General features: G+C 70.3%; 12 protein-coding genes. 9 read left to right on the top strand and 3 right to left on the bottom strand.

The genetic code is table 11. The annotated features are described in order from the left end of the window. Window positions 1–176: 176 nt before the first annotated feature. Window positions 177–1475: a L,D-transpeptidase gene (locus ACWGR4_RS44470; RefSeq protein WP_452131648.1), complete on the top strand. Its 1299-nt coding sequence runs from the start codon at window positions 177–179 to the stop codon at window positions 1473–1475. 112 nt (window positions 1476–1587) lie between these two features. On the opposite strand, the gene ACWGR4_RS44465 is transcribed toward ACWGR4_RS44470, so the two are convergent. After that, complete coding sequence (locus ACWGR4_RS44465; RefSeq protein ID WP_452131647.1) at window positions 1588–3879, bottom strand: MMPL family transporter; 2292 nt, start codon at window positions 3877–3879, stop codon at window positions 1588–1590. 350 nt (window positions 3880–4229) lie between these two features. Here ACWGR4_RS44465 and ACWGR4_RS44460 point away from each other — a divergent pair, with 350 nt between their 5' ends. From ACWGR4_RS44460 to ACWGR4_RS44425, 8 genes are all read left to right on the top strand, one after another. After that, entirely contained in the window at window positions 4230–5561 is a 1332-nt protein-coding gene (locus ACWGR4_RS44460; protein WP_452131646.1) for a sensor histidine kinase, read from the top strand. Beyond that, the gene (locus tag ACWGR4_RS44455; protein ID WP_078975373.1) at window positions 5558–6238 is read left to right on the top strand and encodes a response regulator; all 681 of its coding nucleotides are present in this window, start codon (window positions 5558–5560) and stop codon (window positions 6236–6238) included. The genes ACWGR4_RS44460 and ACWGR4_RS44455 overlap by 4 nt, the downstream gene beginning before the upstream one ends. A gap of 46 nt (window positions 6239–6284) precedes the next feature. Beyond that, window positions 6285–7421 carry a Fic family protein gene (locus tag ACWGR4_RS44450; protein ID WP_452131645.1) on the top strand — a complete coding sequence of 379 codons (1137 nt, stop codon included), beginning with the start codon at window positions 6285–6287 and terminating at the stop codon, window positions 7419–7421. A 127-nt stretch (window positions 7422–7548) separates the two neighbouring features. Then, window positions 7549–7950, top strand: coding sequence for a hypothetical protein (locus ACWGR4_RS44445; protein WP_379995081.1), 402 nt, complete (start codon window positions 7549–7551; stop codon window positions 7948–7950). A gap of 88 nt (window positions 7951–8038) precedes the next feature. Continuing rightward, window positions 8039–8650 (top strand): hypothetical protein, encoded by a 612-nt coding sequence (locus tag ACWGR4_RS44440; protein ID WP_452131644.1) that lies wholly within the window; start codon window positions 8039–8041, stop codon window positions 8648–8650. Window positions 8651–8730: 80 nt separating this feature from the next. Beyond that, window positions 8731–9366 (top strand): Uma2 family endonuclease, encoded by a 636-nt coding sequence (locus ACWGR4_RS44435; RefSeq protein ID WP_452131643.1) that lies wholly within the window; start codon window positions 8731–8733, stop codon window positions 9364–9366. Between the two features lie 113 nt (window positions 9367–9479). After that, entirely contained in the window at window positions 9480–9872 is a 393-nt protein-coding gene (locus ACWGR4_RS44430) for a type II toxin-antitoxin system death-on-curing family toxin (protein WP_452131642.1), read from the top strand. Between the two features lie 53 nt (window positions 9873–9925). Then, window positions 9926–10906, top strand: a complete 981-nt coding sequence (locus ACWGR4_RS44425) for a hypothetical protein (RefSeq protein ID WP_379995088.1) — start codon at window positions 9926–9928, stop codon at window positions 10904–10906. A gap of 15 nt (window positions 10907–10921) precedes the next feature. Here the strand turns inward: ACWGR4_RS44425 and ACWGR4_RS44420 are convergent, their stop codons facing one another. Then, window positions 10922–11701 (bottom strand): tyrosine-protein phosphatase, encoded by a 780-nt coding sequence (locus ACWGR4_RS44420; protein WP_452131641.1) that lies wholly within the window; start codon window positions 11699–11701, stop codon window positions 10922–10924. Window positions 11702–11826: 125 nt separating this feature from the next. Then, a complete protein-coding gene (gene glgX / locus ACWGR4_RS44415; protein ID WP_452131653.1) occupies window positions 11827–14034 on the bottom strand; it encodes a glycogen debranching protein GlgX in 2208 nt (735 codons plus the stop codon). Window positions 14035–14238: the final 204 nt, after the last annotated feature.

The raw sequence follows: 14238 nt of genomic DNA, 5'->3' as shown, positions 1-14238 counted from the left end.
GGCTCGGGCCCCGGCGTCCTTCGGGACGGCGGGGCCCGAGGCGTTTTTCGGCCGGCGCTGGCCCCGCGCCCGCGGTTCCGTCCCGGGGTGGTGATTGAACTCATACCGCGTGACCGCCACGACCGGGGCGGGCAATGGAGTCATCCCTTTGGTAGCGCAGCCACTTAGGGAGATCCATGTCGACGACGGCAGCAGGGGCCACATCCGGTTCGAGCGCACACAGACCTCGTTCGCGACGACGGATCCGCCGGGCCCTGCCGGCGCTCGCGGTGTGCGTCGCGCTCCTGGGCGCGGGAGCGTGCAGCGGGAGTGACGGGAAGAAGGGCGGGAAGGACGCGAAGGACGACAAGGTCGCGCCCATCGCGCAGACCAAGGCCCCGGACGGCGCTCCCAAGGTGTCCCAGGCGGTGGTCACGATCCTGCCGAAGGACGGCGCGACCGAGGTGGCCACCGACGGCGCGCTGAAGGTGAGCGCGAGCGCCGGAAAGCTGACCCAGGTCACCGTGACCGGCTCCGAGGGCGGCAAACCGGTCGAGGGCACCATCTCGCCGGACGGGGCGAGTTGGCAGCCCGCGGCGGCCCTGCAGACCGGCACCAAGTACGCGGTGTCCGCGACCGCGACGGACGCCGCCGGGCTGGTGTCGGCACTGCAGTCCTCCTTCACCACGCTCACCCCGGCGAACACCAACTACGGCGTGTTCAACATCGACGCGAACGAGACGTACGGCGTCGGCATGATCGTCTCGCTGGAGTTCACCAAGAAGGTCACGGACAAGGCGGTGGTGAACCAGTCGGTCAAGGTCACCTCGGAGCCCGCCGTCGAGGTCAAGGGCCACTGGTTCGGCAACCAGCGGTTGGACTTTCGCCCGGAGAAGTACTGGAAGCCCGGCACGAAGGTGACCCTGCACCTGGACCTGGACGGGAAGCAGACCTCCCCGGGCGTGTACGGCAAGCAGAAGAAGGACGTCACCTTCACCGTCGGCCGCGCGCAGACCAGCGTCGCCGACCACACCGCGCACACGTTGACGATCACTCGCGACGGCGCGCTGCTCAAGAAGCTGCCGGCCAGCCTGGGGGACGCGGAGAACCCCTCGTGGAACGGCAAGATGACGATCATGTCCAAGGAGCCCACGGTGCACATGGACTCCCAGACGGTCGGCCTGGCCAAGGGCGTGTACGACATCAAGGACGTCCCGCACGGCATGCGGCTGAGCAACACCGGCACCTACGTGCACGGCAACTACTGGCGTACGGACCCGCTGCCGTTCGGCAAGGAGAACACCAGCCACGGCTGCGTGAGCCTGCAGGACGTCAAGGGCGGCGGCGACCCGAGCATGAACGCCGCGTGGTTCTACAAGGAATCGCTGATCGGTGACGTGGTCGAGGTGATCAACTCGCCCCGGAAGACGGTCGACCCCGACAACGGCTGGAGCGGCTGGGCGATGGACTGGGCGGGCTGGACGGCGGCGAACTGATCGGTTCGATCGCCCGAACTCGCGCAGCGCGCAACCCCGAAGGGGGCGGTGCCGGTGTCCCGGCGCCGCCCCCTTCGGGGTTGCTGGTCGTGGTGTGTCCCGATCGGCTCGGTCAGCCGCGCGGCTGGTCCGGGCGGTAGTGCTGCCCGTACGGCTGCCCGGGGTAGGGCTGTTGCGCCTGGTAGGGCTGCTGCCCCGGGTAGGGCTGCTGTCCGGCGTACGGGGCGGGCCCGTAGCCACCGGCCATCTGCGGCTCGGTCACGAGCGTGCGGTCCGTGTCCGGGTGGCCGTACGCCGTCGGCGCGTGCGCCCCGCCTCCGTGCCCTTTGTTGCTCCGCCGCGGCCACCACAGGCCCCGGCCCAGGATCGCGGCGATCGAGGGCACCAGCACGATCGAGAGCAGCATCGAGGAGAGCAGGATGCCGACCGCGGTGGCGAAGCCGATCTCGGCGGTCGCGGGGCTGGCCGCCAGGCTGGCGAAGGAACCGGCCAGGACCAGACCGGCCGTGGCGATCGCCGGCGCGGTGTGCCGGACCGCCTCGGCCACCGCCTTGCGGGCCGGGACCGGCTTGTCCATCTCCTCCCGGAGCCGGTCGCTCATCAGGATGTTGTAGTCGGTGCCCAGCGCGACCACGAACAGGAACAGCACCAGCGGCAGGGTGAAGTTCACCCCGGGGCGGTCCAGCATGTGCTGGAAGACCAGCGTCCCGGCGCCGAGCGTGGCCACGAAGCCCAACCCGACCGCGAGCATCAGCACCAGCGGCGCCAGCAGCGAGCGCAGCAGCAGGAACAGGATCAGCGCGATCAGGATCGCGGCGACCGGGAAGACCAGCTTGAGGTCCTTGTTCACTGCGGTGGCCACGTCGGCGAAGATCGCCGCCGTTCCGGTGATGTGTGCCTCGCTGCCCTCGGGCGTGTTCTTGGCGATGGTGCCGCGCACCGGGCCGGTGATCAGGTCACGGGCCTTTTGGGTGTCGGCCTTGGCGGCCAGGAACACGTCGATCCGAGCGGCCGACTTGTCCGGGTTGAGCACGGGCTTGGCGACCTGGCCGACACCCTCGACCTTGCCGAGCGCGCCGGTCAGCCCGGTGAGCGAACGTTCGTCGAGCTTGCCGCCCGCCTTGGTCTGCACGTAGACGGTGTGCGGGTCGGACACGCCCGCGGGCAGCGAGCGGGAGATCTCGTCGGCGGTCCTGGTGGCGTTGGTGGTGGGCTGACCGTGCTGGTCGTAGCTCATCTTCACGCCGACCGCGCCGGCGCCGAGCGCACCGAGCAGGACCAGGCTGCCGATCAGGTAGCGCACCGGACGCGCGCTGATGTTCTCGCCCAGTCGGGCGGCGAAGCCCGCCGGACGCTCCTTCTTCCAGGCCCGGGCCGGCCAGAACATCGCCCGACCGGTGACCGCGAGCAGCGCGGGCAGCAGGGTGAGGCTGCCGAGCAGGGCGACCAGCACCGACACAGCGATGGCCGGGCCGAGCACCTTGAACTGCCCGAAGCTGGCGATGCCCAGGGTGGCGAACGCCGCCACGATGGTCAGCGCCGCGCAGGTGATGGCGTTGCCCACCCGGCCCGCGGTGTTGGCGGCGGCCTCGCGCTTGTCCATGTCCGGGTTGGCCCGCAACTCCTCGCGGAAGCGGAACATCAGGAACAGGAAGTAGTCGACGACGATGCCGAGCAGGACGACGGTGATCAGCGACGGCACCGACGGGTCGACCTTGATGTCCAGGAGCTTCGCGCTGCCGGCGACCGCGCCGGTGGCGACGCCGCCGATCAACGCCACCGCGAGCAGCGGCAGGATCGCCGCCAGGATGCTGCGGAAGACCACCACGTTCAGCAGGATGATGAGACCCATCGTCAACGCGCCGACGAGTGCCTCGGTGTCCTTTTCCTCGTCCGTGCTGTCGACCGTGCTTGCGATACCGCCGGTGAATCCGACCCGGAATCCGGCGGCCTGGTAATCGGTTTTCGCGAGATCGCGAGCATCCCGATACACGTCCTGGAGACCGGTGTCGTTCGCATTGCCGCTCAATGACAGGGTGAGCAGTTGGAACGTCCCGTCGGGCGCGACCACGCCGACCGTGTAGCGCGGCGTCTGGGAGAAGTCCTTGGCGAACTGCTCCGGCTCCGCCTTGATGCGCTTCGCGGACAGGCCGGCAGCCGTGTCGGCGATCTTCTTCTGGTCCTGCGGGCCGAGCTTGGCGCCGTCGGCGCGGGCCACGAGCACGGTCACCGCGTTCGGGTCGGGCTTTTCGTCGAACTTCTTCTCGGCGATCTGGATCGCCGCCGCGGAATCGTATTTCTTCGGCAGGAAGTCGCCGGTCGACGAATCGGTGACACTGTTCATCAACGGCTGGCCGACGGCGGTCAGGGCTATGCCGACGATCGCCCAGACGATAATCGTCATCCATCGATGACGTGTGGCGAACGCGGTTGTTCTACGGATCATTTTCCTTCTCCGCCGTCGGATCGAAACATGGGAGTTCGATGCGGAACTCCGGAATGCCTCAAGCTGATCATGCGAAACCCCCCTCGGGCATCGACCGGGGGAAGGGGAGTGGACCGGGACCACGGTCCGGGCGGATCGCCGAACCAGGACTCCGGTCCGGGGCGCGGATCATCTGCGATGAGGTTCAGAAAACCGGGCACGGGCGATGGAATGGGACGACCGGGCGGACGGGCGGGGCGGGCGGGGTAGGAGGACGCCGGCCGCGGCGCGGGCGAACGAACGGCACCAACCATGAAGGAGGCCCACGCATGGGCTTCGAGCACCGCTCAGCGGCGGGGCCGGCGACGATCACCACGATCGGGGCGCCGGCCGCGGAGCCGGCGGCCGGTCCGGGTATCGGGTCGGCGGTCGAGTCGGCCGGGGCGGGTTCGGATGCCCGTCCGAGGCCGGGGCCGGGGTGGTACCCGGGGCTGGTCGGGCTGGTCCGGCGGCGGATCCGGGCCTGCCGGCGCACCCGTGCGGACCTGCTGATCGTGCTCGGCTGCGGGGCGGCCGACCTCGCCTCGTACATCGGCGCCGGTCATACGGCCGCGCCGCACGCCTCCGTGATCGGCGCGCTGCTGATCACGGCGGGCGCCGGTGCGCTGTTCTTCCGCCGGCGCCGGCCGATGCCCGTGCTCGGCGTACTGGTCGCGCTCTACGTGGCGTTGTCCGCGATCGTCACGATGCACGCGCACAACTTCTCCGTGTCGGTCGCGGTCGCGCTGTACACGGTGGCCCGATACCGCGGCGCACGTGCCATCGGTGCGGCCGGTCTCGCCGCGCTCGCGGGTCAGGCGGCGCACACCACGCAGGAGAACTCGGCCACCCCGCTGATGGTGCTCGGCGACACGCTGTTCGTCGCCCTGGTGATCGCGGTGGGCGTCTGGGTGCGCCGGTGGCGCGAGCAGGTGACGCTGAACCGGCGGCTGCTCGCGGAGCGGGCGGTGACCGAGGAGCGCCGGCGGATCGCGCGCGAGCTGCACGACATCGTCGCGCACCACATCACCACGATGTACCTGATGTCCGGCGGCGCCCGCGCCACCCTCGCCCGCGATCCCGAGATCGCCCGGGAGGCGCTGGTCACGCTGGAGTCGTCCGGCCGCACCGCGCTGCGCGAGATGCGCCAACTGCTCGGCGTGCTGCGCAGCACCGACGCGGCCGAGGATGCGCCCTCCGAACCCCAACCGGGGATCCGCGAGATCGATCGGCTGCTCGCCGAGTCGCGCGCGGCCGGGCTGCCCGTCGAGTTCGAGGCGCTGGGCGAGCCGCGTCGGGTGCCGTTGGCGATCGGGCTCACGCTGTACCGGATCGTGCAGGAGGCGCTGACCAACGCGCGCCGGCACGCGGGTGACGCGCGGGTCTTCGTACGGCTCGAATACCGGTCCGACCTGGTCGCGGTGGAGGTCTGCGACGACGGTGACGCGGGCCGCGGGGGCACCGCGGTCGTGGGAGGCGGGTACGGTCTTCTCGGTATGCGCGAGCGTGTTGCCGTGCATGGTGGTGTGCTCGAGACGGGCAGGCGTCCCGAAGGCGGATTCCGGGTGGCCGCACTCGTGCCCCTGCCGCCGGCGGAGCCAGGAGAGGACTTGAATCGATGAGCGTGGACGCACCCCCGGTCACCGTGCTGCTCGCGGACGATCAGCCGCTTGTGCGTCGGGGCCTGGCGCTGATCCTGCGCTCCGATCCCGGCATCGAGGTGATCGGCGAGGTCGACGACGGCGCGCAGGCGGTCGAGGCCGCGCATCGGCTGCGTCCGAACGTGATCCTGATGGACATCCGCATGCCGGTGCTCGACGGCGTACAGGCCACCGCGCGGCTGACCGAGGAACTGCCCGAGTGCCGGGTGCTCGCGCTGAGCACGTTCGACATGGACGAGTACGTGGTGGGCGCGCTGCGCGCCGGGGCGATCGGCTTCCTGCCCAAGGACGTATTGCCCGAGGACCTGATCGCGGCGGTGCACACGGTCCACCTGGGCGAGGCCGCGGTCGCGCCGCGGCTGCTCACGCGCCTGATCGAGTCCTTCGTCAAGGCCCCCTCGGCCCCGCAGCCCTCGGCGACGGGCCTGCGCGACCTGACCCCTCGCGAGGTGGAGGTCCTGCGCCTGATCGCGGCGGGCCTGGACAACGCCGAGATCGCCCAGACGATGAGCATCGGCGTCCAGACCGTCAAGAACCATGCCACGGGCCTGTTCGCCAAACTCGGCGTCCGCGACCGCGCCCAGGCAGTCGTCTTCGCCTACGAATCGGGCCTGGTCCAGGCGGGCCGGGCGACGTAAGGGATTCACGTTTGCGAAATTGTCTAGATGATGGTGTCATCTAGACATGCTCTTTCGTGTTCCCCGCCTCGACGACCGGGATGCGCGCGCTCTCCAGGAGATCGAGGAGATGCGCACCCGTCTGCGGCACATGCTGCGCCCCGAACTCCGGTGGTCGGGGCAACTGCGGCGGAATCTCACGGCCCGGGCCATCGCCGGTTCCAACACGATCGAGGGATACGCGGCCTCGGTGGACGACGTCGAGGCGCTGTTGTCGGGGGAGGAGCCTTTGGAGGCTTCCGAAGAGACGCGTGTGGAGGTCGAGGCGTATCAGCGCGCGATGACCTACATCCTGGGCCTTTCCGACGCGGGGGAGGACTTTCGTTACGACATGGGGCTGCTGAACGGTCTGCACTTCATGATGCAGGGTCACCACGTGAACAAGCGCCCGGGTCGATGGCGCAAGGGCCCCGTTCACGTCACTTCCCCGGAGGACCCCGCGGTCGCCGCATACACGGCGCCCGAGCCTGGTCGGGTCCCGGCGCTGATGGGGGAACTGGTGGCCTGGCTCAACGAGGGCGACCTCGAATCACCGGTCCACGTCCGGGCCTCCATGGCCCACCTGAACCTCGTGAGCATCCATCCCTGGCCCGATGGCAACGGTCGGATGTCGCGCGCCGTGTCCACTCTGATGTTCTCTCGTGAGGCGCTGATGCCCGCAGAGTTCTCCTCCATCGAGGAATGGCTGGGCTATGGGCAGAACACGTACGCGTACTACGGCGTTCTTCAGCAGGTGGGTGGCCCTACCTGGGACCCTTCCCGGGACGCCCACGCCTGGATTCGTTTCTGTCTGGGTGCCCACCACCGGCAGGCTCAGATGGCGGGCAGGCGGGTGGACCTGTACTCCCGGGTCTGGTGCGAGCTCACCGAACACGCCGAACGAGCCGGTCTCGACGAGCGCGTGGCGTTCGCCCTGATGCCTGCGGCGTTCGGGAACAAGGTTCGACGGCCGGTGTATCAACACGATGCCGACATCAGCGAGCAGTCCGCCGTCCGCGACCTTCGGGAACTGGTGGCCCAGGGGTGGCTGGAACCCCACGGCAAGGCCCGGGGCAGGCACTACACCGCCGCGCGCCGAATGACGCCGATTCTCGAGGACGTGACCAGGACCATGCCTGCGTTCAGCGACCCCTACCGCGACTGATCCGCCTGGGCCGAACAGGTGACGGAAGTGCATCAAGTCGTGAGTGTGGGGGGCGCGGGCGGGCGCGGCGGGTTGGGATGGGATGTGCGGGGGCCGGAGTCGATCCGACGGATGAAGGTGTCACCCCATGTACGACTCGGCCGAGCCCGGCGGCAACCCCTACGCTCCGCGTCTGGTGGCCGCCGGGCAGACGTTCGACGTGATCGAGGTGGATGCGCGGCTGGGGCGCGAGGTGGTGAAGCACCTGCGGGCGGCGGGAGTTCGGGTCGGACCGGTGATCCACGACCGGCGCTGCGCGAAGATGGGCTTCCTGGTTCCGGTCTCGGGTCCGGATCGCACGCGGCTGCGGGATCAGCGCGGGCCGAGTCGGCACGGTCTCGGGGCCTGGGTGACCTTTCCTCCGCCGCGTGGTGGATCCGGGCCGCTGGTCTGGTACATCGCGCCGAGCGAGAACGCCGTGCCCACTCCGCTGGGCCCGCTCGACGCCGCCATCGCCCGCGCGGCGGCGTCCTTGATCGAGCACGACTGAGGGCCGGGCGCCCCTGCGGAAAGCTCTCGTCAGCGGTGGGAGCGCGCCCATACGATGCGTGCCTCGGTTGCGGAGACAGGGGTGGCGAATGGTTCCCGTGGGTCGGCGGATCGACGAGTTACGCGGTGAGGTGGCGGGCCATCTCGGGGCTCGGCGGCGGATCCGGCAGTGGATCGCCATCGGGTTCGTACTCGGGCTGCTGATCGGCGCGGGGGTCGCGGCGGGGGCGGCGGCGCTCTACTGGCCGGAGAAGGACCAGCCGCTGAAGATGATGATGCGTGAGCGGGAGATCCCGGTGAAGGCGGCGCCGGTGCTCAGCGGGCAGACCACGTTCACCGCACAGGGGCTGACCTGCGGCATCGAGTGGATCACCGGCACCCACGCCGAACACTTCGCCAAGGGCCGGCTGTGCCGGGTCAAGATCTCCATCGCCAACAACTCGCTGGCCACCGTGCAGGTCGCCAACCTGGAACAGCGCCTGGTCCTCTCGGACGGCACCCAACTCGGCATGGACCTCGAATCGATGGAGATCAAGCGCCAGTTGCGCGAATTCACCCTCGGCGCCTCCGACACCCTGGTCGAAGACCTGTGGTTCGACCTCCCCAAGAACACCACCCCCACAGCCCTCCTCCTACGCACCAACGCCGAAGCCCCCCAGGGCCGCGCCGACCTCCCCCAAAAGGACTGGTCGAAGAGGTAACGGCCGCACGACGGCATTTCGGAGTGTGGGGCCTTCATCCAAGTAGCATCGGGTATGTCCGATCGAGCGGAAGGAGAGCCATGAGCAGCCTTCCCGCGTTCGGCCGGGTGTGGACGCCCGAGGACGTTCTCGCGATCCACGCCGGTGGCCGGCGGGCCGAATTGCTGGACGGAGCCCTGTTGTTGTCCCCGGCCCCCTCCCGCCGGCACCAGATGGTCTGCCGACGACTGGCCGTGCTGCTCGAAGCCGCCGCCGAGGACGCCCGCGTCGATTGCGTCGTCTACGAGAACATCAACGTGCGCCAGGACGACGACTTCACCCGACCCGATGTCGTGGTGGTCGCGGGGGCCACCGCCCGGGTCGGTGAGGAATCCGACGAGGACGACGTCTGGCTCGACCCGGAGCACGTGCTGCTCGCGGTCGAGATCGTCTCGCCCGGACAGGCGGGTCGCGACGGCGTCGACAAGCTCGAGAAGTACGCGTCGTGGGGGATCGAGTACTACTGGGTCCTCGAACCGAACGACTCGGTCCTGGACGCCTTCGAACTCCGCGACGGTGCCTACGCGTTGGTGACCCGCACCGAGGGGCCACACGCGGCGACGCCCCCCGCGCCGTTCACGGTGAACGTCCGCCCGGACGAACTGCGCAGGTTGCGCCGACCGCGTGGGTCCGGCGGGCGGGATAACCCTTGGGCCGGGGCGCGTGGGGGATCGTAGGGTGCGTGTATGGGCGATGAGGCTGAGGCCGCGAGGCGGGTGCGGGAGTTGGCTCGGGGGTTTGCGGAGCGGTATCCGGAGTTGTTGCGGCGGTTGAAGGAGGCGTGAGTTCGGTGTACTTGCTCACTGCCGCCGATGCGGTCGCCGTGGCCGAGGAGACGACCGGGAATCCCGGGATTCGGGATGTCGCGTTGATCGAGTCCGGTGTGGCTCGCCCGGGGTCCTCGGCGTTCGGGGTGGACGCCTATCCCGATCCCTGGTCGAAGGCGGCCGCGCTGTTGCATTCGATCGTGGCCAATCACCCGTTCCTGGACGGCAACAAGCGCACCGGGCTGGTCGCCGCCGTGGTCTTCCTCGAATACAACGGCATCGATGTACACCCCCTCGACGAGGACGCGCTGTTCGATCTGATCGTTGCCGTGGCGGACGGCTCGATGGGGGACGTCGGGGAGATTGCGGCGGCGTTGCGGGCCGGGGTTGGTGGTGAAGGGTGCCGGACCCCCTAACATCGGGGCGAGTCGGCGCCTGACGGGGGCGCGTCGTCTAGAAAGGCCTGCGTGTGACGCACTCGGGGATCGAGCGCAAGCCGATGTTCGTGTTCGGCTGGATTCCGCTGCCGAAACGGGTGGCCGAGCGCTACTTCGTGCCCGACTATCGGCTGATCGGGCGCGATGTGACGCTGGAGCGGGTGCGGGCGATCCGCTCCTGGCTCGGGCTCGGCGTGCTGGTGTGGATCGCGATCACCTATGGGGGCACCGACGATGCCGCCCAGGGCTGGATGGCGAGCTTCATCGCCTCCATCTTCGTGGCGATCATCGCCTGCCCGATCGCGGTCGGCATCATCATCGCGCTCACCCGCTCCGACGTGCGGACCGAGACGCGCAAGAGCCTGATGTTGCCGCTGCGTTCGCTCGCTCTGTTCGTGGTCGTCTCGGTGGCCACGCTCGGCGGTCTGGGCTCGTTGGCGTACGGCTCCAAGCAGGTCAACGCCGGTGCCAGTGTGCAGGCGTTCTTCCTCACCGTGCTCGGCCTGGCCGTGTCCCTGTGGGTGTTGCGCTTTTGGTTCCTCGCCGTACGCGCCATCCCGCAACACCTGTTCCGCGCCGTGGACGGGCACCCGCTGCTGCCCGCCGTGATCGCGCCCTGGCTGTCGTGGTGTGGCGCGCTGATCGACCTCGGGGACGACGGCGGCAAGGGCGCGCTGCCGACCGCGGTGCGGCTGATCGGGTCGCTGGGCGGCCCGATCACGATCACGCTGATGTCGATGTGGGAGATCCGCCGGGTGCGCAGCCGCTACGGCGTGACCTTCCGCGGCGGCCCGCACCCGACCCGTCGCCCCGAGCCGCCGATGCCGCCGATGTCGTTCCCGCACCAGACCGGCCCGTGGGCCGCGCCGCAGCCGGCCAACCCGTGGCAACCGGCCCCGCCGTATCCGCCGTACCCGTCGCCGCAGGCCAACCCGCATCAGCACCCGGCCTGGCAGCAGCAGCCCCAGTACCGCCAACCTCCGCCGCCGCCGTGGGGCCCGCCCCGAGGCTGACCCACCCGCCCCGGCTCAGTGCGTCAGCAGCCGCTCGCGCAACCGCGCGACCTCGGCGTCGGAGACCCCCAGGCCGTCCCGCACGTAGCCCTCGACCGACCCGTACCGCTCCTCCGCCGCCGCGAACGCCGTGTCCAGATACTCCACGTGCACGTCGAACACCGGCGCCAGGTGCGCCGGGTCGAAGCCGCGCTCCGCGATGTGCTCCAGGATCGCCCGGTTCTTCTCCGCGAGGTGCGCCGCGCTGGCCAGATAGTCCTCGACCACGATCGCCCGGGGCACCCCGAGCAGCGTGAGCAGCACGGCGGACGTCCAGCCGGTCCGGTCCTTGCCGTGCGAGCAGTGGAACACCGTCGACGCGGGCTCGTTCGACATGCGCGCGAACACCGAGCGGTACGCGGCCCGAGCACCCTCGCTCGTCACGAACCGCCGGTACACCTCGCACATCAGCTCGCGCCCGGCGGTGCCGCCGAGCAGTTCGCCCGCCCGATCCGGGTCGGCGAACACCTCGCCGAACAGCTCGTCGTTCTCCCGCCCCATCACGTCCGCGATGAGCAGCTCGGCGCCGGCCGGCACCCGGTCCGGCTCGCGGTCGCGCTCGGTCGCCGAGCGCAGGTCGATCACCAGGCCGATGCCGAGCCGCACCAGCGTCGCGGCGTCGGTCGCGTCCACCTCGCCGAGGCCGTCGGAGCGGTACACGAGGCCCGTGCGCACCTTGCGACCGGTCGCGGTGGCGTGCCCGCCCGCGTCACGGAAATTCGGGGCGGTGACCAGGATCGGCGTCGGGGACGTCATGGTGCGCGGTCCTTCGCTTCGAGGGGGATGTCGGGCCGGTCCGGCGGACGGCGGGACGCCACACGCGTGCGCAACTCCGTCGGTATCTCCACCCTACGCGAGCGTACGGCCTCCATCGCTCGCCCCTATGTAGGCGCCCACACCGCGTGCTCCACCCGCAGCAACATCGCCGACCGCCCCGCGAGCCGCAGCCCGCTACCGCCCGCGACCGGCTCGCTGTACCGGGCCATCGGATCCCCCTCCAGCGCGGTGTCGAGCACCACCTCGTACGAGTGCGCCCACGGCTCGTCCGGCAGGGTGAATCGCATCGGCTGCGACGACGCGTGCAGGATGAACAGGAAGCTGTCGTCCACGATCCGCTCACCGCGCGGGCCGCGCCGGTCGATGTCCAGGCCGGACAGGTACATCCCCAGCGTCGCGGTCGGCGCGAACCAGTCCCGGCGGGTCATCTCGCGCCCGGCGGGGGTGAACCAGGCCAGGTCGCGCAGCCCGTCCGGGGCGACCGGCTGCCCCGAGTAGAACGCCCGGCGACACAGCACCGGATGCGTGCGACGCAGGTGGATCAGCCGCGCGGTCAGCTCGACCAGCGGGCGCCACTCCGGCGAGTCCAGGGCCGACCAGTCCAGCCAGGACAGCTCGTTGTCCTGGCAGTAGGCGTTGTTGTTGCCCGCCTGGGTGCGCCCCATCTCGTCGCCGGAGGTGATCATCGGCACGCCGGTGGACAGCAGCAGCGTGGTCATCAGGTTGCGGATCTGCCGCTTGCGTAGCGACACCACGTTCGGGTCCGCCGTCTCGCCCTCGTAGCCGTGGTTCCAGGACCGGTTGTTGTCGGTCCCGTCCCGGTTGTCCTCGCCGTTCGCCTCGTTGCGTTTGCGCTCGTAGGTGACCAGGTCGCGCATCGTGAAGCCGTCGTGCGCGGTGACGAAGTTGATCGAGGCATACGGGTTGCGCCCGTCGCGCTGGTACAGGTCGGAGGAGCCGGACAGCCGGTACGCCAGCCCTCGCACGTCCGGCCGGGCGCCGCGCCAGAAGTCCCGCACCGCGTCCCGATACTGGTCGTTCCACTCGGTCCACAGCGGCGGAAACGCGCCGACCTGGTAGCCGCCCGCGCCCAGATCCCACGGTTCGGCGATCAACTTCACCCGGGACAACACCGGGTCCTGCGCGATCACGGTCAAAAACGAGGACAGCTTGTCCACGTCGTGCGTGGACCGGGCGAGCGCGGCGGCCAGATCGAACCGGAAGCCGTCCACGCCCATCTCGATCACCCAGTAGCGCAGCGAGTCGGTGATCAGCTGCAACACGTGCGGCTGGACCACGTTGAGCGTGTTCCCGCACCCGGTGTAGTCGGTGTAGTGCCGGCCGCCCCCGGCCAGGCGGTAGTAGCCCCCGTTGTCGATTCCGCGAAAGCACAACGTCGGCCCGCCCGGCCCGCCCTCGCCGGTGTGGTTGTAGACCACGTCCAGGATCACCTCGATCCCGGCCGCGTGCAGCGCGTGCACCATGTCCCGGAACTCGTGCACCTGGCCGCCGCGCCCGCCTGCCGAGGCGTACGCCGCGTGCGGCGCGAAGAACCCCACCGTGTTGTAGCCCCAGTGGTTGGTCCGCCCGCCGCGCAACAGGTGTTCCTCGGAGACGAACTGATGCACCGGCAACAACTCGACGGCAGTGACCCCGAGCCGGACCAGGTGGTCGATCGCGGCCGGGTGGGCCAGGCCCGCGTAGGTGCCGCGCAGCCGCTCGGGGATGCGCGGGTGGCGCGCGGTGAAGCCCTTGACGTGCAGCTCGTAGATCACGCTCTCGGCCCACGGGATCTTCGGCCGGCGGTCGTGCGACCAGTCGGCGTCGTCGGCCACCACCACCGACCTGGGCACGAACGCCGCCGAGTCGCGATCGTCGCGCACGGTGTCGGGTCCGCCGTACACATGCCCGAACACCGCGTCGTCCAGCCGGAATTCGCCGTCCACGGCGCGGGCGTAGGGATCCAGGAGCAGCTTGGCCGGATTCCACCGCGCGCCGCGCTCGGGCTCCCAGCGCCCGTGTACCCGATAGCCGTAGCGCTGTCCGGGCCGCACGCCGGGGACATAGCCGTGCCACACCCGAAAGGTCTGCTCGCGCAGCGGCAGCCGCGTCTCGCGCGACGTCCCGTCGGGGCCGTCCTCGAACAGGCACAGCTCGACCGCCTCGGCGTCACCCGCCCACAGCGCGAAGTTGGTGCCGGCGCCGTCGAAGCGCGCGCCGAGCGGCAGTCGACGGCCGGGCCACGGCGGCGGCAGTCGGCCGTTGCCCGACCGCACGTCACCGTGTACGGCGTCGAGCGGGTCGCCGAGCACGCCGCGTGCGTCGACCTCGGGGTCCGTCGATTCCCACTCGAGTGTCACGGCCGCCTCCCATCCCGGTCACCAGGATGTTCCCGCCGGGCCCCCTCGCATACACGTACACGCCGCGGCGGGGGGCACCCCCCCCGGGAGGCCCCCCCCCCGGGGCCCCGCGGCCCGGGGGGGGGGGGCCCGCGGGGGCCCAAAAAACACACGGGG

The organism is Embleya sp. NPDC055664, assembly GCF_053618075.1.
The sequence above is the reverse complement of the archived record's forward strand: the minus strand, read 5'-3'. Positions and strand labels throughout refer to the sequence as shown.

Excerpts from the sequence above, each read along its gene's own strand:
- ACWGR4_RS44470 (WP_452131648.1), top strand. The coding sequence starts at position 177 with ATGTCGACGACGGCAGCAGGGGCCACATCCGGTTCGAGCGCACACAGA.
- ACWGR4_RS44465 (WP_452131647.1), bottom strand. The coding sequence starts at position 3,879 with ATGACGATTATCGTCTGGGCGATCGTCGGCATAGCCCTGACCGCCGTC.
- ACWGR4_RS44460 (WP_452131646.1), top strand. The coding sequence starts at position 4,230 with ATGGGCTTCGAGCACCGCTCAGCGGCGGGGCCGGCGACGATCACCACG.
- ACWGR4_RS44455 (WP_078975373.1), top strand. The coding sequence starts at position 5,558 with ATGAGCGTGGACGCACCCCCGGTCACCGTGCTGCTCGCGGACGATCAG.
- ACWGR4_RS44450 (WP_452131645.1), top strand. The coding sequence starts at position 6,285 with ATGCTCTTTCGTGTTCCCCGCCTCGACGACCGGGATGCGCGCGCTCTC.
- ACWGR4_RS44445 (WP_379995081.1), top strand. The coding sequence starts at position 7,549 with ATGTACGACTCGGCCGAGCCCGGCGGCAACCCCTACGCTCCGCGTCTG.
- ACWGR4_RS44440 (WP_452131644.1), top strand. The coding sequence starts at position 8,039 with ATGGTTCCCGTGGGTCGGCGGATCGACGAGTTACGCGGTGAGGTGGCG.
- ACWGR4_RS44435 (WP_452131643.1), top strand. The coding sequence starts at position 8,731 with ATGAGCAGCCTTCCCGCGTTCGGCCGGGTGTGGACGCCCGAGGACGTT.
- ACWGR4_RS44420 (WP_452131641.1), bottom strand. The coding sequence starts at position 11,701 with ATGACGTCCCCGACGCCGATCCTGGTCACCGCCCCGAATTTCCGTGAC.